This is a genomic window from Bacillus sp. 1A, from assembly GCF_052682215.1.
Genome location: NZ_JBQYLZ010000001.1, coordinates 5,842,754 through 5,865,115, shown reverse-complemented (window position 1 = coordinate 5,865,115; position 22,362 = coordinate 5,842,754). Strand labels below are relative to the sequence as shown.

23 protein-coding genes and 1 pseudogene are annotated in these 22,362 nt (G+C 36.1%); 13 read left to right on the top strand and 11 right to left on the bottom strand.

Going from position 1 to position 22,362, the window contains the following annotated elements; genetic code table 11:
* Positions 1 to 82 precede the first annotated feature (82 nt).
* A complete protein-coding gene (locus ACUN0F_RS30130) occupies positions 83 to 283 on the top strand; it encodes a helix-turn-helix transcriptional regulator (protein WP_000301181.1) in 201 nt (66 codons plus the stop codon).
* 4 nt (positions 284 to 287) lie between these two features.
* Positions 288 to 716: a hypothetical protein gene (locus ACUN0F_RS30125; RefSeq protein WP_264462368.1), complete on the top strand. Its 429-nt coding sequence runs from the start codon at positions 288 to 290 to the stop codon at positions 714 to 716.
* A 39-nt stretch (positions 717 to 755) separates the two neighbouring features.
* On the opposite strand, the gene ACUN0F_RS30120 is transcribed toward ACUN0F_RS30125, so the two are convergent.
* The 8 genes and pseudogenes from ACUN0F_RS30120 to ACUN0F_RS30085 all read right to left on the bottom strand — a co-directional run.
* Complete coding sequence (locus ACUN0F_RS30120) at positions 756 to 1,193, bottom strand: GNAT family N-acetyltransferase (protein WP_264462369.1); 438 nt, start codon at positions 1,191 to 1,193, stop codon at positions 756 to 758.
* Positions 1,194 to 1,207: 14 nt separating this feature from the next.
* The gene (locus ACUN0F_RS30115; protein WP_000926994.1) at positions 1,208 to 1,465 is read right to left on the bottom strand and encodes a DUF4022 family protein; all 258 of its coding nucleotides are present in this window, start codon (positions 1,463 to 1,465) and stop codon (positions 1,208 to 1,210) included.
* Between the two features lie 54 nt (positions 1,466 to 1,519).
* Complete coding sequence (locus ACUN0F_RS30110) at positions 1,520 to 3,349, bottom strand: monovalent cation:proton antiporter family protein (RefSeq protein WP_000399986.1); 1,830 nt, start codon at positions 3,347 to 3,349, stop codon at positions 1,520 to 1,522.
* Between the two features lie 266 nt (positions 3,350 to 3,615).
* Entirely contained in the window at positions 3,616 to 3,927 is a 312-nt protein-coding gene (qoxD, locus tag ACUN0F_RS30105) for a cytochrome aa3 quinol oxidase subunit IV (RefSeq protein ID WP_000372612.1), read from the bottom strand.
* Positions 3,928 to 4,530 carry a cytochrome aa3 quinol oxidase subunit III gene (gene qoxC / locus ACUN0F_RS30100; protein WP_000729314.1) on the bottom strand — a complete coding sequence of 201 codons (603 nt, stop codon included), beginning with the start codon at positions 4,528 to 4,530 and terminating at the stop codon, positions 3,928 to 3,930.
* Between the two features lie 13 nt (positions 4,531 to 4,543).
* The gene (gene qoxB / locus ACUN0F_RS30095) at positions 4,544 to 6,478 is read right to left on the bottom strand and encodes a cytochrome aa3 quinol oxidase subunit I (RefSeq protein ID WP_000762383.1); all 1,935 of its coding nucleotides are present in this window, start codon (positions 6,476 to 6,478) and stop codon (positions 4,544 to 4,546) included.
* Positions 6,479 to 6,511: 33 nt separating this feature from the next.
* The gene (locus ACUN0F_RS30090; RefSeq protein ID WP_001176183.1) at positions 6,512 to 7,387 is read right to left on the bottom strand and encodes a cytochrome aa3 quinol oxidase subunit II; all 876 of its coding nucleotides are present in this window, start codon (positions 7,385 to 7,387) and stop codon (positions 6,512 to 6,514) included.
* A 282-nt stretch (positions 7,388 to 7,669) separates the two neighbouring features.
* Positions 7,670 to 7,861 (bottom strand): annotated as a pseudogene (locus ACUN0F_RS30085) (amino acid permease); the annotation flags it as partial.
* A gap of 420 nt (positions 7,862 to 8,281) precedes the next feature.
* Here ACUN0F_RS30085 and ACUN0F_RS30080 point away from each other — a divergent pair.
* The 7 genes from ACUN0F_RS30080 to gerLC all read left to right on the top strand — a co-directional run bounded on the left by ACUN0F_RS30080 (position 8,282) and on the right by gerLC (position 15,823).
* Positions 8,282 to 8,992: a C39 family peptidase gene (locus tag ACUN0F_RS30080; RefSeq protein ID WP_445540682.1), complete on the top strand. Its 711-nt coding sequence runs from the start codon at positions 8,282 to 8,284 to the stop codon at positions 8,990 to 8,992.
* A 132-nt stretch (positions 8,993 to 9,124) separates the two neighbouring features.
* Entirely contained in the window at positions 9,125 to 10,300 is a 1,176-nt protein-coding gene (locus ACUN0F_RS30075) for an amidohydrolase (RefSeq protein ID WP_445540681.1), read from the top strand.
* 1 nt (position 10,301) lies between these two features.
* Entirely contained in the window at positions 10,302 to 10,499 is a 198-nt protein-coding gene (locus ACUN0F_RS30070; protein WP_000719854.1) for a DUF3311 domain-containing protein, read from the top strand.
* Complete coding sequence (locus tag ACUN0F_RS30065) at positions 10,496 to 11,968, top strand: sodium:solute symporter family protein (protein ID WP_445540680.1); 1,473 nt, start codon at positions 10,496 to 10,498, stop codon at positions 11,966 to 11,968. The genes ACUN0F_RS30070 and ACUN0F_RS30065 overlap by 4 nt, the downstream gene beginning before the upstream one ends.
* A 101-nt stretch (positions 11,969 to 12,069) precedes the next feature.
* Positions 12,070 to 13,548: a spore germination protein GerLA gene (gerLA, locus tag ACUN0F_RS30060; RefSeq protein WP_445540679.1), complete on the top strand. Its 1,479-nt coding sequence runs from the start codon at positions 12,070 to 12,072 to the stop codon at positions 13,546 to 13,548.
* Positions 13,549 to 14,673: a spore germination protein GerLB gene (gerLB, locus tag ACUN0F_RS30055; protein WP_098816098.1), complete on the top strand. Its 1,125-nt coding sequence runs from the start codon at positions 13,549 to 13,551 to the stop codon at positions 14,671 to 14,673.
* Complete coding sequence (gene gerLC, locus ACUN0F_RS30050; protein WP_060486958.1) at positions 14,657 to 15,823, top strand: spore germination protein GerLC; 1,167 nt, start codon at positions 14,657 to 14,659, stop codon at positions 15,821 to 15,823. The genes gerLB and gerLC overlap by 17 nt, the downstream gene beginning before the upstream one ends.
* Positions 15,824 to 16,032: 209 nt before the next feature.
* Here gerLC and ACUN0F_RS30045 read toward each other — a convergent pair whose 3' ends face one another.
* The 3 genes from ACUN0F_RS30045 to ACUN0F_RS30035 are packed head-to-tail and all read right to left on the bottom strand — an operon-like array spanning position 16,033 to position 18,387.
* Positions 16,033 to 17,433, bottom strand: a complete 1,401-nt coding sequence (locus ACUN0F_RS30045; protein ID WP_046953770.1) for a nucleoside recognition domain-containing protein — start codon at positions 17,431 to 17,433, stop codon at positions 16,033 to 16,035.
* Positions 17,411 to 18,133, bottom strand: a complete 723-nt coding sequence (locus tag ACUN0F_RS30040; RefSeq protein WP_046953769.1) for a FeoB small GTPase domain-containing protein — start codon at positions 18,131 to 18,133, stop codon at positions 17,411 to 17,413. The genes ACUN0F_RS30045 and ACUN0F_RS30040 overlap by 23 nt, the downstream gene beginning before the upstream one ends.
* Positions 18,130 to 18,387: a FeoA family protein gene (locus ACUN0F_RS30035; protein WP_000252989.1), complete on the bottom strand. Its 258-nt coding sequence runs from the start codon at positions 18,385 to 18,387 to the stop codon at positions 18,130 to 18,132. Before ACUN0F_RS30035 ends, ACUN0F_RS30040 begins: the two co-directional genes overlap by 4 nt.
* Before the next feature lie 509 nt (positions 18,388 to 18,896).
* Here ACUN0F_RS30035 and ACUN0F_RS30030 point away from each other — a divergent pair.
* The 4 genes from ACUN0F_RS30030 (at position 18,897) to ACUN0F_RS30015 (ending at position 22,343) form a co-directional block, all read left to right on the top strand.
* Positions 18,897 to 19,799 carry a phosphate ABC transporter substrate-binding protein PstS family protein gene (locus ACUN0F_RS30030; protein WP_000245106.1) on the top strand — a complete coding sequence of 301 codons (903 nt, stop codon included), beginning with the start codon at positions 18,897 to 18,899 and terminating at the stop codon, positions 19,797 to 19,799.
* A 71-nt stretch (positions 19,800 to 19,870) separates the two neighbouring features.
* The gene (pstC, locus tag ACUN0F_RS30025; protein WP_000676675.1) at positions 19,871 to 20,761 is read left to right on the top strand and encodes a phosphate ABC transporter permease subunit PstC; all 891 of its coding nucleotides are present in this window, start codon (positions 19,871 to 19,873) and stop codon (positions 20,759 to 20,761) included.
* A 2-nt stretch (positions 20,762 to 20,763) separates the two neighbouring features.
* Positions 20,764 to 21,684, top strand: a complete 921-nt coding sequence (gene pstA, locus ACUN0F_RS30020; protein WP_000994136.1) for a phosphate ABC transporter permease PstA — start codon at positions 20,764 to 20,766, stop codon at positions 21,682 to 21,684.
* Positions 21,685 to 21,818: 134 nt separating this feature from the next.
* Positions 21,819 to 22,343: an AAA family ATPase gene (locus ACUN0F_RS30015; protein WP_445540678.1), complete on the top strand. Its 525-nt coding sequence runs from the start codon at positions 21,819 to 21,821 to the stop codon at positions 22,341 to 22,343.
* Positions 22,344 to 22,362 lie beyond the last annotated feature (19 nt).

The window sequence follows — 22,362 nt, the reverse complement described above, 5'->3', positions numbered from 1 at the left end:
GTGATTAGCGAGGCAGGGCACGTAGAAGCAGGAATACTCTAAGAATATACATTTGTCTATATTTTTAGTAGCAGGAACATGAATGGCTGTAAGTAAAATAAAAGTCGCGCGTGTTCAGTTAGATTTAACACAGCAACAATTAGCAGAAAAAGTAGGCGTTACAAGGCAAACGATTAGTTTAATTGAGAAAGGGAAATACAACCCATCTTTAGATTTATGTTTGAAAATTTGTTATGCGGTAGACAAAACATTGAATGATTTATTTTGGGAGGAAGAGGAGTGAGAGGATGAGGATTGTGAAAGATGAACGTTTAATGATTGAGGGGCTAAAACATATTAGACTCGTTTTCATCTTACAAAATATCGTCATACTAGGTATTGTTTTTTATCGCTACGTTTTGCAAGGTGCAGAATATGAAAGTGTTTCTGATTTATTAATGGTATTTATGGGCGGGATAATAGTTATTAATTTTTTAAACTTAAAAAATTCGGTGGAAGTGTATGAGCATACAGGTGGAGTATCACGCAGCTATTTCATGAAATTATTATTCATTCCGGTAGGTATTGTTATTGGGATTTTAGCTATTTGTATCGTTGTAACACCGGATATTTCGATAAAAGAAATTAGCATAACAGGACTTATTATGTTTGCTTGTTTTTTAGTTCCTAGTTTGTTTATATACATATATATGAAAAAAATAAAAAATGAAGATTGAAATATAAGAAAAGCTTTCCCATATTGCGGAAAGCTTTTCTTATATTCTTTTATACAGTACTTTATGAAGGCCAATCGGTTCAATTTCAAAGATTTCACCATGTTCCTGAAAGCCTAAGCGCTTGTAATAGTCAGCTACAGTAATTCGGCCATTACACCATAATATATTTGCTTTACGTTCTTGCAAGACTTGCTTCGCCTTCTGAATTAAGGAGCTTCCAGCACGTTTGTTTCGAAATTCAGGTAATGTGGCCATTCCTCGTAGACGATAATGAACACCTGCTAGTAAGTCAGGGTATATCTCTTTTGAGAAGGAAGCGATACTAATTAGTTCATCATTTATAAATGCGCCTAAGTGAAAGGTGTCTGTTTCATAGTCGGAAGAGTATTTACAATCTGCTAATGTTTGATTCGGGCGTAAAATTTTTTGACGTAATACGTAAGTTTCAGATCCCTCAATATTTTTCACGGTAATCATATTAACATCCTTTCTTATAAGGCGTTTTCTGTTAGTTGTATAAAGAAATAGGCAGGTGCGGCGAAAAGTCCGAGTATGCTAGCAGTTCCGAGAAGGAGTGAAAGTAAGAGGCAAGAGTATTTTATTCCATTCGATTTTTTCCATCCGTAACTACAAATTTCAATGCTAACACCGATGAGAATAATGGCAACGAGTATTTCCGCCAATAATAAAAGAGCTAAAGTTACAATAGACATAATGTGATCCATCCTCATAATATGTGATAGTAACATTTTACCATATGGAATGGAAAAAAATGCCCCCTCAATTATGTGAGGGGGCATTTTTTATTCTAATATGCTTTTTAATGTATCGATATGCTCTTTTGAACCTGTGACAAGCAATGTATCACCATGTTGTAGTCTCGTATCACCATGCGGGATTAATGCGTTATTACCGCGGTAAATTTGAATGACGAGTACATCGCCTAAAAACGGAAGACGACGTAGTGCAACACCGTTATATGTATTGCTACGTAGTTCGACTTCACGGACTGTTTCGTTTGCTGTTGTAATTAAGCGAACGAGACTTGGTTTATCAATAAGTGCACGTAATAGAATACGTGTAGAGTTGATTGTTGAGAATACGGCGATATGTTCTTGCGTTGCCTTTTCTTGTAGAAGCGGATCTTCTACACTTGCGATAACATGTTCAACACCTAGTTCTTTTGCGTGTTCTGCTAATAATAAGTTTTGTTCATCATCACTTGTTGCAACAACAACACGATCTGCATGAAATGCTGTTTGTTCAGTTAATGATGCGATTGTGATGTCATCTAATTTCACGATAGGGAAGTCATGTGATTTTGCTTCCTCATCATTTATTTTATTTTGACGCATCATATATAGTGTTACGTCATAATCTTCTCGTTTTAAATCAAGTGATAACGGAAGGGTAATTCTGCTTGCGCCAATAATAGAAACTTTTGGTTTTGGTGTTTCTACTTTTGGGAACATTTTTTTAAATAATATAGGTGCAAAAATACAAGTAATAACTGCGCTTAAAATAAGGGAAGCAGATAAGCTTGGACTGATGATCCCTAGTTTTTCACCAATTTGTGCGGCTGCAATAACTAAAGAAAGTGTCGATGTTAATAAGATGGCACTTCCCAGTACGATATTACGTGGGTACCATTTTCGTAAAACGAGTGATGGTAGCAGTTTTGATATAAAGAGTCCCACAATTAAAATTGGAATCATTAGCATACTAGAAGGTTCTTTGAAAATAGACCAAACCTCTAAGTTTACACCAACCATCACGAAGAAAATAGGAATGAAGAAACCATATCCGATGGAATCCAGTTTTTCAACCATATCTTCATTTGGTGATAATAACGATACGAGTACCCCTGCTAAGAAGGCACCTAAAATATTTTCAGCTCCAACAGATTCAGATAACCCAACTAATATTAAGATGAGTGCAAAAACAGCTCGTGTATCAATTTGTACACTACCAGCTTTTAAGCTATCTAAGTATGGAATGTTTTTAAAGCGTTTTGCAACGAAGTAAATAACAATACCAGCGCCGAATAGAAGAAGAAGGAGCCACATGCTTTGACCGCTTTCGGAATTTAATCCGACAAATACAGCGAGTAAAATCATTGTAACTAAATCTGCAATAACAGCGACTAATAAAATGATTTGGCCGATTGCCGTTTTTCCTAAGTTATTTTCTTTTAATGTTGGTACAACAACACCTAAAGAAATAGTGGAAATAATTAAAGTCATAAACATTGCATTATCTACGAATCCTAGCCATACGAATAGTAATGATAGGGCATAAGATAAGATGAAAATAAATAAAAAGATAATGCTTGCTGCCTGGAATGTGTTTGGTTCGTTTGTCGTATTCTTTTTCCCTTTTTGTTTAAAGATAGAAAAATCAATTTCTAAACCGCTTAAGAACATTAAGAAGATAAATCCTAGTGTCGATAAGACTTGAAGCCACATATCTGGCTCAATAATATTAAACCCACTTTTACCTACAAAGATTCCTGCGATGATTTCTGCAACAACGACAGGAAGTGCTTTTAATTTAAAGCGTTGTAACAAAAGGGGAACGAAAAACGCGATTGCAACGACAACCATAAGTGATAGAACAGAAGTATGATGTTCCATTGCGTTCTCTCCCTTCAAATAAATATAGTACCTATTTAGCCATATAATAGGTAGAAAAGCAACGCATATGGATTCGATTTCATAAAGAAAGAGTTTTCTTAACATTTGTCATAATAAGTATATTTTTCGTGATTCTGTTGTTAATTCCGTAATGTGGATGTGATAGGGGAGGGGATAAAGTGAAACTTTAATCAGTGGGGTTATTGCTCATTAATGAGGGATAAAAAAAGACTGCTGAGGAATCTCAGCAGTCTTTTTCATGTACATTACATTGAGAAGAAGATCCATACAGTTAAACCAACTGTTGCAGTTGCAACGAAGAAACTGTATATCATTGTAAGAATTTGAACTCTTCCTTCTCCTTCTTTTAAATGCATGAACATAATTAATTGTAATAAAGCTTGCGCAACAGCCATTATGATAATAGTTGTTAAGACTGTTGAAAGTGGCAATGTTGTGTAAAGTGCCACGTATAACGCTAGAAACGTTAGTGCAAGCGATAAAATAAATCCGAAAACGTGTGACCAAGGGAATCCGCTATGCGCATGCCCGTTTGCTTGGTTGTTATTTTGATCCATTTACGCCACCATCCCGTTCAAGTAAACTAGTGTGTAAATAAAGACCCAAACAAGATCAAGGAAATGCCAGTATAAGCTGATAATGAATACTTTACGAGCTGTAACTGGTGTTAAACCTCGTTTTAAAATTTGGATAATAACACAAGTTGCCCAAATGATACCACCTGTTACGTGGGCACCATGCGTTCCAAGAAGAACGAAGAATGCAGATAGGAAAGCACTTGTTTGAATTGTTGCGCCTTCACCGATGTACATAATGAACTCTTCGATTTCAAAGAATAGGAAACCTGCACCTAAAAGTAATGTAAGGATGAACCATCCAAGCATTGCTTTTTGGTTGTGCTTACGCATTTCGTGAATTACGATACCACATGTGAAACTACTTGTTAAAAGTAGTAATGTTTGAATTAAAAGCGTTTTAAGTTCAAACAGTTGCGCTGGGGTTGGGCCATCTGCCGTACGACCAGCAAGTACTAGATAAGAGGCGAAAAGTGTTGCGAACAGCATAATTTCAGCCCCAAGAAAAATCCAAAATCCTAGGATATTCAATCTGCTTTGCTCGGATTGATATTCCAAAGGTAAGCTTTTATCTAAAGCCGCCATATCATTTCACCTCTCATGCTATATGTTCTGTTTCTTTAATTTCATCAACGCTTACGTAGTAGCCATCATCATAATCGAATGAACGATAGATTAAGCAAGCTAAAATACCAACGCCGCCGATTGCTGCAAGCCAGAACCAGCTAAATACTAATGCGAAACCTGCAAGACCGAAGAATAAAGACGCAATAATAGGCACACCAGAGTTACTTGGCATGTGAATTGGTTTGATATCTTCTGCTGCTGGTGTAACTGTTTCTCCGCGTTTTTTCATGTACCAGAAAGCATCAGCTTCTTTGATTTCAGGAAGTTTCGCGAAGTTGTAATGTTGTACAGGAGATTGAGTTGCCCATTCAAGTGTACGGCCATCCCATGGATCTCCAGTTGTGTCACGTTCACCGTGACGAGCACTCCAAATTACGTTGTAACAAAGAATTAGGAAACCAATACCCATCATTACCGCACCAACAGATGCGATTTGGTTTAGCCATCCCCATCCAAGACTTTCAGAGTAAGTGTACATACGACGAGTCATACCGTCTAAACCTAAGAAGTACATTGGGAAGAAACAGATATTGAATCCGCTCATAAAGATCCAGAATGTCCATTTACCTAGGCGTTCGTTTAACATATGACCAGTCATTTTTGGATACCAGAATGTGAATCCAGCAAGCATAGCGAATACTGTACCTGCGATTAATACGTAGTGGAAGTGAGCAATTAGGAAGTAGCTGTTATGGTACTGATAATCAGCTGCTGCCATACCAAGCATAACCCCTGTAACCCCACCGACTACGAAGTTTGGAATAAATGCCAATGACCAAAGCATTGGAACTGTAAAACGAATACGTCCTTTATACAGTGTAAACAACCAGTTAAAGATCTTAACCCCGGTTGGAATCGAAATCGCCATTGTCGAAATCGAGAAGAATGAGTTAACCGCTGGACCTGCACCCATCGTGAAGAAGTGATGAAGCCATACGACGAAACTTAGTAAAGAAATTGCAACCATTGAGTATACCATCGCACTGTAACCGAATAGACGTTTACGTGAGAATGTACTAATGATTTCAGAGAAAATACCGAATGCCGGTAAAATAACGATATATACTTCAGGGTGACCCCATACCCAGAATAGGTTGGCCCATAACATTGGCATACCGCCGCTCGCCATCGTAAAGAAGTGAGCATCGAATAGACGGTCAAATGTCATTAATGCAAGAGCAACTGTTAATACTGGGAAAGCGAAAATAATGATAACTGTTGTAATTAAGATTGACCAAGTAAACATTGGCATTCTCATTAAAGTCATACCAGGTGTACGCATTTTTAAGATAGTAACAAGGAAGTTAATACCGGTCATTAGCGTACCGAGACCTGAAATCTGTAATGCAATTGCGTAGTAGTTATTTCCTACACCAGAAGTAAACTCTGTACCTGCCATTGGGAAGTAAGAAGTCCACCCAGCGTCTGGAGAACCACCGATTACGAAAGCGATGTTGAATAACATTGCTCCGACAAAGAATAACCAGAAACTTAAAGCATTTAAGAACGGATATGCAACGTCACGAGCACCAATTTGTAATGGTACTACAAGGTTCATTAATCCCATAACGAATGGCATCGCCATGAAAAGAATCATAACTGTACCGTGTGTTGTGAAGATTCCGTTATAGTGTTCAGCATTTAAATAAGTTGTTTCTGGGAATGTTAACTGTGCACGGATCATTAAACCGTCCATACCACCACGGAATAACATGATAACCGCAGAAATAATATACATGGCCCCAATCTTTTTATGGTCAACAGTTGTTAACCATTCGTCCCAAAGCCATTTCCATTTTTTATACTTTGTTAGTACGAAAATGATTGCTAATGTCACAAGAACGATAGAAGCGTCTGCACCGTAAATAATCGGGTCACCTGTGACAAAGAATTCATCAAGCTTCACTGTGTTCACTCCAATCTGTTGGAATAATAGCTATTATTTTTTGTTTTTGTAGTAGTTGTAATCACAATATTCAAGTGATTTTGGATCTACATAACTTAAGTGGTGACTAGAGAATGTCATACGACCAACTACACCAGGTTTAACAATTTCGTTGTACTTATCTTCTGTTAGTTTAGGAGCAGTTTGTTGTACTTCTTTAACCCACTTGTCATATTTCTCTTTAGTTTTTGCTTCAACTTCGAACTCCATATGTGTGAATCCTTCACCAGAGAAGTTCGCACTACGGCCTAGGTAAGAACCAGGCTTATCAGCTTGTAAATAAAGATCCATAATCATGCCATCCATAGTGTACTTCATACCACCAAGTTCTGGTACCCAGAAAGCATTCATTGGACCGACAGAAGTCAGTTTGAATTGAATTGGTACACCAGCTGGGATGTTTAAATAGTTAACGGTTTCAATTTTTTCCTCTGGGTAACTGAATAACCATTTCCAGTTTGCAGATGTAACATAAATCTCAACTGGTTTAATATGTTTGGACTCTTGTGGAACCTCTTCCGAAGCATACGTTGCTTTTACTGTTGGAATCGATAATGCGATAACGATAATAACAGGAACAAGCGTCCAAATAATTTCTAATAATGTGTTACCGTGTTGTTCAGGTGGCTCGTAGTCCATATTCTCTGGTTTTTCACGATAACGAATCAAGATGACTGTAAACAAGATGAATACAATTGCGATAATTAATGACATAAGCAAGAATGACCAAACAATTAAATCATACTGTGCTTTTGCAACAGGTCCTTGCGGATTTAATACTGCGAGTTTCTTATCACAGCCGCCGAGGAACAGAAGTAATGATAACGGAAGAAGCGAAGCCAGCTTCCAAAACGTTTTCTTTAGTTGCACGATTGAAAATCTCCTTTCTCCTTGGATTGAAACTATGCCAATAAAACAATATAAACCTATTAATTTATAGATGGCAATAGTTTTTGTGATATTGTTAAAAAATAGACACAAATGCACACTTTTTAAGGTGAATATCATTTGTAACTTGATAACATTGTAAACTATTTTCCAGTGAAAAACGTGATTGTGGAAATTTTAAGATAAATAAAGTTATACCAAGATATCCAAGAAATAGAAAAAAGCTATCTTATGATAAGAAAGATAGCTGAATATTTTGTATATTTAGTTTACTTCTTTTTTTAGATTTATTTGTTGTTCAAATGTGACAACTTTTTTATATTTCAATTGGTATAAAATGTAACAAAAAATCATAAATGGAATACCACAATAAAGAGCAATTCTCTGATCTGGAATGAAAGCTAAACTAACAAATGTAATGAAATTGAGTGAGAATGCTACGATTGGATAAAATGGTAGCGATAATTTAAATCATTTTGTTCTACTTGTTGATTCATATGTCCCTCCCCCGTTATTTTCTTGTATGTATGAACTGATTTTTATTCCGAGTTTTTAAACATTAGTGGGGGATGTGACACATACTTGGCTTATTTATTATGAAATGAATGGAGTATGTAAAAATACGAACTATGACTAAATGCTCTAAGTGTGCTTTTTGTTAATGGGATGATATATTAATTATGTGAATCATTTTGGTTTCAGCAAAATGATTCAGAAAAGTATGTTGTTTTTTCTTTTTATTAAAATAATTAGAAATTTATAACGATAAAAGTGTGAACAATAATTCACAGAATCTTTCTAGCAAACTAGTAAGAAGAAAGGTACAATGATAAGAGGTATGTCTGTAAAATAATAATTAATGGAGTTTTGTTTAAAATGAAAAAGTTAAAATATCTTTTTGTTTTTGGAATTATATGTGCTGCTGCGTTTTTTATAGGGAAAGATAAAATTATACAAAAGGCGCAAGTGTTCCGTTTAGAGTTTCTATCTGAAATGAAAGAAGCGACTATGATTGAAAATGTTCCGTTTATAAAGCAGTTACCAGAATTACCTCGTGGATGTGAAGTTACAAGTTTGGCTATGTTGCTACAATACAAAGGTATACAAGTAGATAAGATGCAACTTGCTAGCGAAATTCATCGTGTTCCATTTGAACAAAATGGTTTACGTGGAAATCCTTATGAGGGGTTCGTTGGAAATATTTATACGAAGGCAGAGCCAGGGTATGGTGTATATAATCAACCCATTTTTAATTTAGCAGAAAAATATGCTCCTGAAAAAGTAGTTAATTTAACAGGTAGAGACGTGCAAGATATGTATAAAATAGTTAGTTCCGGTTCGCCAGTATGGGTCATTATTAATACAACGTTTAAGCCACTAGCCGAGAGTAGTTTTGAAACATGGAATACAAGCTCTGGCGAAGTGAAAATTACATATTATGAACATAGTGTAGTAATAGTTGGGTATGATCAAAACTTTGTATATGTAAATGATCCACTTAAAAATAATCCGCGTTTTGCTGTTCCGCGAGCAGAGTTTGAGAAAGCTTGGGAGCAAATGGGGAAACAAGCGATTACTATTTTATAATACTGAAAAAGTCATCTTTTTGATGGCTTTTTATTTTTAAGTTATTATAACGGAAAATTCGGAAGATTCTTTTAAAAGTTAACAATTCACGTTATAATAACATTTAACTTGGTGAAGAAGGGGCGAAGAGAAATGGATGTTGCAAAGGAACTGGTTTTATCGAAAAATCAATTAATTGAGTGGAGAAGGCATTTTCATAAGTATCCAGAGTTATCTTTTCAAGAAGAAAAAACATCACAGTTTGTATTCGATATACTTCGAAAAATCCCATATTTAGAAGTGTCAAGACCTACTAAATATAGTGTAATGGCAAGGTTAATTGGTAAGCAACCTGGTAAAACCATCGCGGTTCGTGCTGACATGGACGCTCTTCCTATTCATGAAGAAAATGAGTTTGATTTTATTTCTACACATTCAGGTGTGATGCATGCATGTGGCCATGATGGACATATAGCGATATTACTTGGGGTCGTACATAAGTTAGTAGAAAAAAGAGAGAAGATTAAAGGAGAGATTCGTTTTCTCTTCCAACATGCAGAAGAAAACTTTCCTGGCGGTGCAGAGGAAATGGTTGCAGCGGGTGCAATGGAATGTGTGGATTATATTATTGGTGCTCACCTTTGGGCATCGTTAGAGGTTGGTAAAATAGGTGTAATTTATGGTCCTGCAATGGCTGCCCCAGATGTTTTTAAAATTACGATAGAAGGAAAAGGTGGACATGCTGGAATCCCTCATGAAACGGTTGATAGTATTGCAATCGGTACACAAGTCGTTTCGCAACTTCAGCACATTGTATCTCGCCTCACGAATCCGTTAGATTCCCTTGTAGTATCTGTTACGCAATTTCATGCTGGGACAACCCATAATGTGATTCCAGAACAAGCGGAGATTGAAGGGACAGTGCGGAGTTTAAGACATGAGTTGCGAGAAGAAACAGAGAAAAGGATTGAACGGATTGTGAAGCATGTGACGGAATCTTACGGGGCGAAATATACATTTTCTTATGAATATGGATATCGACCAGTAGTAAATGATTATGAAGTTACAGAGATTATTGAGCAAACAGCATTACAGCTTTATGGAAGAGAGCAAGTTACTCGTTTACAGCCGACGATGGCTGGAGAAGATTTTTCAGCATTTTTACAAAAGGCGCCAGGTACATTCTTTTTTATCGGAGCGGGAAATAACGAGAAAGGAATTATATATCCTCATCATCATCCTCGTTTTACGATTGATGAAGATGCATTACCGATTGGAGTGGAAGTCTTTGTATCATCCATTATGAATTTTATAAGTAAAGGAGAATGAGATGAAGAAAATACACGTATTAGCGCTTATTCCAGTTTTTTGTTTAGTTATTGGACCCGTATTTGCTAATTCAGTTACTCCTTACGTATTAGGGATGCCATTTTTATTGTTTTGGATATTATTATCGGTACTCATTACGTCTCTTTGTATGGGGCTTGTGTACGTATTTGATCCTGCTAATAAGGGGGATGTAAAATGACCGCCTTACTTATCATTATTTTATTTTTGTTTCTCGCACTATTTTTAGGAATTCGGGCACAACATGGAAAAGATATGAATTTAGAGCAATGGTCAGTTGGTGGAAGAGGATTTGGCACTATTTTTATTTTTCTTCTTATGGCAGGTGAAATTTATACGACGTTCACATTTTTAGGCGGAAGTGGATGGGCGTATAGTAAAGGAGCACCTACTTTCTATATTTTAGGTTATGGTGCACTAGCTTATATTTTATCTTACTTTTTATTGCCGCCAGTTTGGAAGTATGCGAAAGAGCATAATCTTGTTTCGCAGCCAGATTTTTTTGTGAAGAAATATAAGAGTCAGACACTTGGCATTATCGTTTCTGTCATTGGGGTTATTTCGATTATTCCATACCTTGTTTTACAGTTAAAAGGACTAGGAATTATCGTTTCGGAAGCATCTTACGGAAGGGTATCACCGGTTATTGCAGTGTGGATTGGTGCAATTGTTATAACGATATATGTAATGGTTTCAGGTATACACGGCTCTGCTTGGACAGCAGCTTTGAAGGATATTATGATACTGTTTATCGTTATGTTTTTAGGTATATATTTACCGTACCATTATTACGGGGGATTTCAGCCGATGTTTGAAGCGGTAGAAGCAGCGAAACCAGGATTTTTATCTTTACCTGATGAAGGGATGAGCATTTCTTGGTTTGTTTCTACTATTGTATTAACAGCTCTCGGTTTCTATATGTGGCCCCATACATTTGCTTCTGCTTTCTCTGCAAAAAATGAAAAAGTATTTAGGAAAAACGCGGCGCTCATGCCCCTTTATTCTTTAGTATTGCTTTTCGTATTCTTTGCAGGTTTTGCTGCTATACTGCAAGTTCCAGGGTTAAAGGGAGGGGATGTAGACCTTTCGTTATTCCGTCTCGCTCTTCAAACATTTGATCCATGGTTTATTGGGATTATTGGTAGTGCAGGAGTATTAACAGCATTAGTTCCGGGTTCCATGCTTGTTATGGCGGCGTCTACTTTATTAGCAAAAAACATTTACCGAACAATGGTCCCATCTGCTTCAGATAGACAAGTTGCTAAAGTGGCAAAATTATTTGTGCCTGTAGTAACGCTTGTAGCTGTTTTGTTCACTTTTAAAGGTGGAGAAACAATAGGGGCACTTCTTTTAATGGGATATAGTATAGTGACACAACTTTTCCCTGCACTTGTATGTAGTTTGTTTCCACGTCAAGTTATTACGAAGCAAGGGGCAATTGCAGGGATGGGGATTGGGTTGTTAGTGGTCGCATATATTACTTTATCTGGTTCAACTATAGCTACGATGTTTCCAGCTTTCCCTCAATATATAAAAGATTTAAATGTAGGTATAGTCGCATTGTTAATGAATATGATTGTAATGTTTATTGTTAGCGGGTTCACGAGAAATGTGTCTATAAAGACAGACAATATAATAGTAGAAAAGTAATCCGTGTGCTAGAGCTATCTTTGAAAAGAGATAGCTCTTTTTTGTATATATTTTCTTCTATTAGCGTAATCTAACTAAAAACTTGTTGAAAAGGAAGTTAGGTGGGGGAATTGTTAGAGTTAAAAGGTAACTTATTTGAAGTTATGAAAGAAATTAGGAATGAGTTAGGTTCGCCTAATGATTTAACAATTAGGGAAGTTGCCCTTGCTGGTAGTTTTACGCGCTGTGCGGTTATCTTTTTATGTGGGTTAACAGATAAGGATAATGTTTATAAATATGTAGTTCGTACACTTCAATATGAAGAAGTACAAAAAGAAGAAGCTGTTGTTCAAACATTATTGGATCGTTTTATTTCTATTGCAGAAGTCGGTATGAAGACAACGTTTCCAGACATTATAAATGCGATTTTAGCAGGAGACACAGTTATATTAATTGATAATATTCAAACCGCTATTGTCATTAATAGCCGAGCATGGGAAAAAAGAAGTCTAGAATCTCCAGTAACAGAAGATTTAATACGTGGACCAAGAATTGGATTGAATGAAGATATTAACGTAAATAAGATGTTAATTCGCCGCAGCTTACGTGATCCGAAGTTAAGGTTTCGATCCTATATTATGGGGAAGCGATCGCAAAAAGAAGTAACTTTAGTCTATATAGAGGATATTATTAACCCTTATATTGTAGACGAATTAGATCGACGGCTTCAATCAATAGTGGCAGACGTTATTCTTGAGACAGGAACGATTGAGCAATTAATTCAAGACAATAATTTATCACCATTCCCGCAATTTTTGAATACAGAAAGACCTGATAATATAGTGGCTGCGCTAGCGAAAGGAAAAGCGGCCATTTTAGTGGACGGATCACCATTTGCTCTTATCGCTCCACTAGTGTTTGTTGATATTTTTCAATCTGTGGAAGATCATTATGAGCGCTGGGTAATTGGTACGTTATTAAGAATTTTACGTATGGGATCAGGTATTGCTGCTGTTTTACTACCTGCCATGTACGTAGCGCTTGTATCGTATCATCAAGGGCTTATTCCATCTAAATTAGCTTATTCTATTGCGGGAGCGAGAGAAGGAGTACCATTTCCAGCATATATAGAAACGTTAATGATGGCATTAACGATGGAGTTAATACGAGAAGCGGGAATTAGGTTGCCAAAACCGATGGGGCAAACGATTGGGATTGTAGGTGGTCTTGTAATTGGAGAAGCTGCGGTGAACGCAGGGATTGTAAATCCATTTTTAGTAATTATTATTGCAGTTACTGCAATTGCTACATTTTCACTGCCTGTATATAGTATTACGATTACGTTTCGGATTTTACTTTTTGTCTTTGTTTTAGCGGCGACTGCTTTTGGGCTATATGGAATTATTTTAGCTCTTATTGCACTTGCGGTTCATATTACAAATTTAACAAGTGTTGGTGTACCGTATACAACTCCAATTGCTCCTGCATTTTATAAAGATTGGAAAGAAGAGTTTATTCGCATGCCAAAATCGATGTTGAAAGATAGACCAGAGTATTTACAAACGAAAGATTCTACAATACGTCCAAAGGAGGGAGAATAATTGAAACCATTTGAGTATGGCGATGAAGAAATTGGATCTCGGGAAATTGGGTTTGCGGTATCATCGACCATTATTGGTATAGGCGCATTATCTATGCCGAGGGATATTGCCAACCAAACTTTATTTTCAGATGGTTGGATTATTTTGCTTTTGGGTGGATTGATATGTGCAGTTTTAGGTTGGTTTGTAACGAGGGTGGCTATTTTATTTCCGAAACAAAACTTTGTTCAATATACAAGTACACATTTGACGAAGCCTGTTGCATACACAATTAGTAGTATTTTAGTATTGACGTTTGCTGCTTTGACTGCATATGAATCGCGAATGATTGCAATTATTTCGCAAACGTATTTATTTAGTGATACGCCGGTACAGCTACTATCTTTCTTCTTCTTATTAGTTGTTATTTATGGAATAGCAGGATCGAGAGCAGCTTTATTACGATTAAATGTTATGTTCTTACCTATTGTTTTAATTGCGATAATGCTTCTTTCTTTATTAAATATAAATTTAATGGAAATAAATAATTTATTTCCAGCTTTTCAAACGAAAGTAAGTCAATACGCTGTTGGGGTTAAAAATTCTATATTCACATTTATTGGATTTGAGGTAGCTCTGTTTTATGCTGTGTTGTTGAATGATAAGACAGCGAAAAAGGCACCAATGGCAGTTGCAAAAGCCGTGATAGTAAATGTGCTCTCATACATTTTAATTTATGTAACTTGTATTAGTGTTTTTACGTATATGACAACTCGTGGATTGACATATCCAACGATTGAATTAGGGAAAGAAATTGAAATTGGTGGGGGGTTTTTAGAAAGATTTGATGCGATTTTTTTTACGACTTGGATTATTACTATTTATAACACGACAGCAATGTATTATGACGTCGCATCTTTATTGTTCTGTGCTATGTTTCCGAAAGTGAAGAAACATATTTTTATTTTCGTAAGTGCTCCTATTATTTTTATGGTGAATATGCTCCCTGGTAATTTAGATACGTTATCAAGTTACGGAACGTATTTAGCGTGGATAGATATGGGGTTTGTCGTATTAGCTCCTTTGTTAGTTTTGATTGTATATAAAATAAAAAGAAGGAATGGTAGAAATGAAACACCTTCTTAAAATTATAATGGTTATGGTTTTAGCTGGATCTATTAGTGGGTGCTCTGAACTGGAAGAAATAGAAGAAAGAGGATTTGTAGTAGGCGCAGCTTACGATATTGTGAAGAAAAAGAAATCAAATCCGATTATGAAAGGGACGTATCAGATGGTACTTCCCAGTAAGTTAGCACAACAAGGTGGACAGGGCGATGGAGGTAGTGAAAATTATATTAATGTGAGTGCAAAAGCAGATAGTGTCTTTGAGCAAATCCGAATTATTGCTAAAAAAATTAGTCGAACATTATTTTTTCCACATATACAAGTGATTATTTTTTCGGAAGAATTACTGGCGAATCCGTATGTTTTGCAAAATACGTTAGATGTATATATTCGTGATCATGAAATGAGAAGAAATATTCGTTTGTTTGTTTCTGAGAAAGATGCAGAATCTATTTTAAAACAGAGTGCAAAACCTGAAAATTTACCGGCACAATATATTGATATGTTAGCTGAACATCCTCCGAAAAACGCTCAAATGATTGAGGCGGCGAGAATTGGTGAAGTGCAGGGGAAAATGATTGCAAATCGAAGTTTTGCATTACCTCTTTTAGGGCTAACAAAACAAGGTGTGCAAATGGAAGGAGCGGCATTGGTTCGTGGAAAGGATAATAAGTGCGTTGGAACTTTGAGTGGAGAACAAACATTAGGAATGAACTATATAATAGGTAAAAAAATTGGGGGGTTCTTTACTGTTCGTAAAAAGAATCAGCTCATTACATATGAAATTCATAAGTTGCGCCGAAAGATCCAGGTTTCTACTGAAAATGCTACAAAACCGAAGTTTGATATTCATTTGTCCACAGAAGGCATATTAGCTGAGTTGCATTTTAATGAACCGAAACAAGTGATGAATGAAAAACTTTTAAAGAAAGAGATTTCAAAGGAAATGACGAAGCGTATTGAAAAGTCTATACAGCTTGTTCAAAAAAAATATAAGGTAGATGTATTGGAATTAGGAGAGGTATATAAGAGGCATAATTATAAAGAGTGGAAAAAAATAAGTAAAAATTGGGATCAAGGCCAGAATTATTTTAGTAATGCTGAAATTCACGTTCATGTTGATCCAACAATTGAACATTCAGGTTCAGCTTTACCAAAGAAAGTGAAATAAGGTGATGGAAGTTGTTTACTGGATTGGGGATTAGTTGCACGATATTAATGGCGGTTCTTCCGGGAGCCATATACTTTATTCATAAGAAACTCACAACGTATGGAGCACAGCCTTGGAATACTGATGCACAAAAAAAGAAACCTGAATGATTTCAGGTTTCTTTCGCGCAAAGCAAATTTGAAGGGGGATACCTTCTATGTATGCTTTGCTTATACAAGCCCTAACCAATGTACCAATTGTGTAGAGAGGAATGTCACAACAATGGCGATAACGGTAGGGATTGCAAACGATAAGAATGTCCATTTTGCACTTTTTGTTTCTTTATATATGTTAACCAGTGTTGTTCCACATGGGAAATGAAGAAGTGAGAACAACATTGTGTTTAACGCTGTTAACCAAGTCCAGCCATTTTCTAAGAATAGATTTTTAATTTGGTTAAAATCATCTATTTCAGTTAAAGCTCCGGTTGATAAGTAAGACATTAATAAAATCGGGATAACAATTTCATTTGCTGGTAGTCCAAGAATGAACGCAGCTAAAATGAATCCATCAAGTCCTAACATTTTAGCGAATGGATCTAGGAAGTTTACAAAATACATAAGTAAGCTTGTGTCACCGATGAAAATATTAGCTAGTAACCAAGTTAATGCAGCCGCAGGGGCAGCTACAACGATAGCTCGTTTTAAAACATAAATTGATTTATCGAGTGTTGCACGTACAATTGTATTCCAAACTTTTGGCTTACGGTACGGTGGTAACTCAAGAGTGTAGTGAGTTGGCACACCTTTTAAAGCTGTTTTTGATAGTACCCAAGAAACAGTTAATGTCATAATAACACCAATTACAACCATTCCAACTACAACGCCAGCAGTAACTAATGTTTGCATACTACCTGTATAACCAGCAGCCATAAATAATGAAGCCATTAAAATTAACATAGGCCAGCGACCGTTACAAGGAACGAAGTTGTTTGTTAAGATTGCAAGCATACGTTCACGTGGTGATTCAATAATACGCGTTGACATAATAGCGGCTGCATTACAACCAAATCCCATTGCCATTGTTAAAGATTGTTTGCCATGTGCACCGGAACGTTTAAATAAGCGATCCATATTAAAAGCGACACGTGGTAAATATCCGTAGTTTTCTAATAGTGCAAACATAGGGAAAAAGATTGCCATAGGTGGCAACATAACGCTAATAACAGCACCGATACCACGGAATAAACCAAGTATTAAAATGCCATGTAACCATTCAGGTGCATGTGCTGCCTGGAACCAAGATGTTAAATATCCTTCGGCCCATCCGAAAAACTCAGCAATCATATCAGATGGTACGTTAGCACCTGCAATTGTAAGATAAAAAATAATAGATAAAATACCGAGCATAATTGGAAATCCCCAGATTGGAGATGTGAAAATTTTATCTAGTTTTTCAGAACGATACAATTTATCAGTATTTGTATATTGAACAGACTCTTTACATATGCTTGCAGATGTTCGATAAATATCTCCGACAATATCATCTCGTATATCTTCTTTTGAGAGTGCTTGTGCATGTTGAATAATATAGTCTAATGGAAGAGCTTTACTGGCTGAGTGAGATTCCATTCATTACGACCTCCCTTACAAGTGGTTCATTATGGTGTTTTTGAAGTGTAGTTAAGAAATTTTTATCTCCATCTAATATACGTAACGCAATCCAACGTGCTGGATACGTATCACCGAACACTTTATAAATTTGTGGTTCTAATTCCTGAATCATATTTTCGATTTTTTCACTGTAAGAAATTTTAATTGGTGTTGGAATTAATTTTTTATTTGCTACTTTAGCGATAACACTTAGCAAATGTCCAATACCTACTCGGTTACGAGCAGAAATCTTAACTACAGGTACACCGAGCGATTTTGCTAATTTCTTTTCATCAATAACGATGCCTTTTTTCTCCGCTTCATCAATTAAATTAATACAAATGACTACGTTGCTCGTCATTTCCATCACTTGGAGTGCTAAATTTAAATTTCTCTCCATAGCAGTTGCATCTATAACAACTACAGTTACCTCTGGTTTTTCAAATATAATATAATCTCTTGCTACTTCTTCATCCGCAGAATTTGAATATAGTGAGTAAGTTCCAGGTAAATCTATTAATGTATATTTACTGCCGTTATGTTCATATTCCCCTTCAGCTTTTAAAACAGTTTTTCCCGTCCAGTTTCCAGTATGTTGTTTTAAGCCTGTTAAAGTATTAAATAATGTACTTTTCCCGGTATTCGGGTTACCAGCTAAAGCAATGCGATGTTTGCTCATCTGAAATCATCTCCTATTAATACCCCGAAAATAAGGGAACTTTCTTCCTTGCGTAGTGCAATAGTTGTGTTGCTTACTTGATAAGCGACCGGATCTCCGAGAGGACTGCGCTGTAATACTTTAATTGTTGCCCCAGGAATAAATCCTAAGTCTAATAACCGCCGTTTCATAGTTCCTTCTAATTGTATCTTCTCAATTTGTACGAACTCTCCTGTCTTAAATTCGGAAAGTGGTTTTGTATTAGCCGATACCATAAAAGTTACCTCATCTCTATATTGTTAGTTTAAGTTTAAAAAGTTTCCTTAGGTAAACTTTTTGTTAGTAATATAGTAGACTACATTGGATGATGCTGTCAATTGGTACTTTAAAAATATTCATTTATTTTTAGAATTGTTCCAATTTATTTAGTTGTACTAAAAAATATTACTGAAATTCTGTTTAATGTAAATAAAGTAAGAGTGTAAAAGTTAAAAAATACAATGGATTTGTAAATGTATCTTTAACTAAAAGGGGAAAAGAGCGAAAAATATTTACATTGAATTTACATTGTTAAGAATAAATTTACATTACAGCTTAATTAGTGTGGATTTTGTTGGATTCTTTAACTATAAATGTTGGGATTCCTAGCTTTTAAGGGTTATTATCGTCATTTACTTAAAATTAAAAATTGCTTAACACTCACATAATATTGTTGTCCTACAATGAATTTGTGTTCGAAAGAAAATGAATTCGAAAAGCGATAATCCAAATGGGGGTACAAGAAATGGTTATGAAAAAAGGTATTAAATTTTCTTTAGCGGCTTTAGTGGTAGCAGGAGCGTTAGTTGGATGTGGGAAAGCAGAAGATACAGCTAGTAAAGAAACTGCTAAAGGAAGCGATAATACAAAACAAGAATTATCAGGTACGATTGCGGCGGCTGGTTCTACAGCTCTTCTACCTCTTGCGGAGGAAGCTGGAAAGAAATTCATGGAGAAAAATTCAAAAGTTTCTATTCAAGTTCAAGGTGGCGGTAGTGGAACTGGGATTAACCAAGTAGCATCGGGTGCAGTACAAATTGGTAATTCAGATGTTCCGTCGGGAGATAAAATAAAAGATGCTGAAAAAGCGAAAGAATTAGTAGATAACAAGGTTGCGGGTATTGCATTCGCACTTGTCGTAAATAAAGATGTAAAAGTTGATAACTTAACAGTGCAACAAGTACAAGATATCTTCACTGGGAAAGTAACAAACTGGAAAGAGGTAGGCGGGAAAGATGAAAAAATCAACGTAATTAACCGTCCAGCTTCATCTGGTACACGTGCTACATTTGAAAAGACAGTTATGAAAGAAGCGAAAATTAACGATGGAACTGGTACAACACAAGATTCTAACGGTGCAGTAGAGCAAGCGATCAATTCTACTCCAGGTTCAGTAAGTTATTTAGCAATGTCTTACATGGTTGGCGATAAAAAAGGTGCGCTACAAACAGTGAAAATTGATGGTTCTGAACCAAAAGTTGAAAACATTTCGTCTGGTAAATATCCATTCTGGTCTTACGAGTACATGGTAACAAAAGGTGAAGCGAAAGAAGCAACGAAAGCTTACATTGATTATGTAAAAGGCAAAGACTTTGAAAAGCAAGTAGAAGATATGGGTTACATCCCAATGTCTAAATTAAATAAGTAATAAATTTTTATGGGGCTGGCTGCAAGGCCAGTCCTGTTCATTTCAATCTATGAAGTGGGGTCTGACCTGTGATGAAGGGGAAAAAACAAATTAATTACGTAAAAAGTGAATATATAGGAAGATCGCTTGTTACGTTTTGTGGTATTTTTATTGTTTTAATTACATTAGCTATTATTGCTTTTATTTGCGGTAAAGGTATTCAATCTTTTACACAAAGTGGTATCTCATTTACTGAGATGTTAACATCGACAAAATGGAATCCAAATGCTGACGAAGGAACCTTCGGGGCTTTGATTTTTATTGTAGGTTCAACGGTGGTTTCGTTAGGTGCGGTTATTATTAGTGCGCCAATTGCTATAGCTCTTGCTATATTCATGAATTTAATTTCGCCAAAGTTTGGAAATAAAGTATTGAAGCCCGTTTTAGAATTATTAGTTGGTATTCCTTCGGTTGTATACGGATTATTAGGGGTTACGATTTTAGTGCCGCTATTACGTGATTCGTTCGGGGGAGTGGGATTTAGTCTAATTGCGGGTATTGTTGTATTAAGTATTATGATTTTACCTACTATTGCTAGTATCGCTTCTGATGCAATACGCTCTGTTCCATTTGATTATTTAGAAGCTTCTTATGGTCTAGGATCAACGAAATGGCAAGCGGTTAGCCGAGTGATTGTTCCTGCTGCGAAAAAAGGGATTTTAACAGGTGTTGTTTTAGGTTTAGCGCGTGCTTTTGGTGAAGCATTAGCGGTTCAAATGGTAATCGGGAACACAATTAAATTACCAGAAGGAATATATAGCCCGACAGCGACGTTAACTGGTATTTTGACAATGGACATGACAAATACATTAAACGGAACTGCTTGGAATAATGCGCTATGGACTTTAGCGATGATTTTACTTGTTATTTCATTCCTGTTTATTTTAGTAATTCGAGCGATTGGGCAAAGAGGTGAGCGATAATAATGAATGCAAGAACGGTAAATAAAGTTTGGACAGGTATCTTTTATGCAGTTGCAGCTTTAGTTGTAGCTCTGCTAGTATTCTTAGTGTTTGAAATTCTGCAAAAGGGATGGGGATTTTGGGATCCTGATTTCTTGTTTGGAGAACCAAGTAATACAAGAGCTGGTGGTGGGATTGGTCCACAGTTATTCAATTCCTTCTACATGCTTGTTATAACGCTTGTTATATCTATTCCTCTTGGGTTAGGTGCTGGAATATATTTAGCAGAGTACGCAAAACAAGGGCGTTTTTTAAATTTTGTTCGTTTATGTATTGAGACAATGGCGTCGTTACCTTCGATTGTTGTTGGTTTATTCGGTTTGTTAGTGTTCGTTACCATGACAGGTTGGGGATACACAGTAATGGGCGGTGCTCTTGCTTTAACTATTTTAAACTTACCAGGTTTAACACGTGTTTGTGAAAATGCGATTTCAGAAGTGCCTCATAATGTAAAAGAGGCGAGTCTTGGATTAGGTGCAACGAAATGGCAAACAATCGCTCGTATTATTATTCCGTCGTCATTACCGCAAATTATTACAGGTATTATTTTAGCGGCGGGTCGTATATTTGGTGAAGCGGCAGCGTTAATTTACACAGCGGGTTTAACATCTCCGATTTTAAATTCAGCGGCGGACTTCTCAAGTCCTGCGCATCCTTTAAATCCGTTTAGACCAGCTGAAACGTTAGCGGTTCACATTTGGAAGTTAAATTCTGAAGGAGTTATTCCGGATGCAAAGTTGATTGCGACAAAATCTGCAGCTGTATTAATTATTATGGTATTACTATTCAACGTTATTTCACGCTTGGTAGCATCTGTATTGCACAAACGTTTTACAGGAACGAAAAGAAAAAGTAAAACGACGAAGAAGGTAAAAGCAGCATAAAATACAAAAAGAACTCTCTACTTATAAGTAGAGAGTTCTTTTTGTATTTTAATATAGAAGGAATGGATGTCATGATTGTTGAATTTGTAATTGATTATATAGATGAATAGGTTCGGATGAGAGGGGGAGTTAATTTGTTTTTTCTGCAAATGTCAGGTTTTCCTGGATCGGGAAAATCGACAGTTTCTAGGCATATAGCGAAGTTAACAGGTGCTGTAATTGTAAATCATGACGTTTTGAAATCGGCATTGTTACAATCCTTAGAAATGAAAGGGATTGAATCGACGATTGTTGGAGGAGTATCATACGATGTTGAATGGGCATTACTTGATTCTTATTTAGGACAAGGGCATAGTGTTATATTGGATAGTCCATGTCTATATGAAGATATGGTTGAAAAAGGAATTAAGCTTTCTAATAAACATGGTGTGAAATATAAATATATTGAGTGTTATCTGAATGATATGGAAGAGATTAATAATAGGTTACAAACACGTAAGCGTATGGTCAGTCAAATTGAAAAGGTAGAGTCGGAAGTAGCTTTTAAAAAGTGGTTAGATGGTAGTAAAAGACCTCTAAATAGTGAATATCTTATTGTGGATTCTAGTAAACCTCTAGAGCAATATGCGGAAAAAATGATGGATTATATGTGTAGGTAGAGAAAAAAGCGTTATCTTC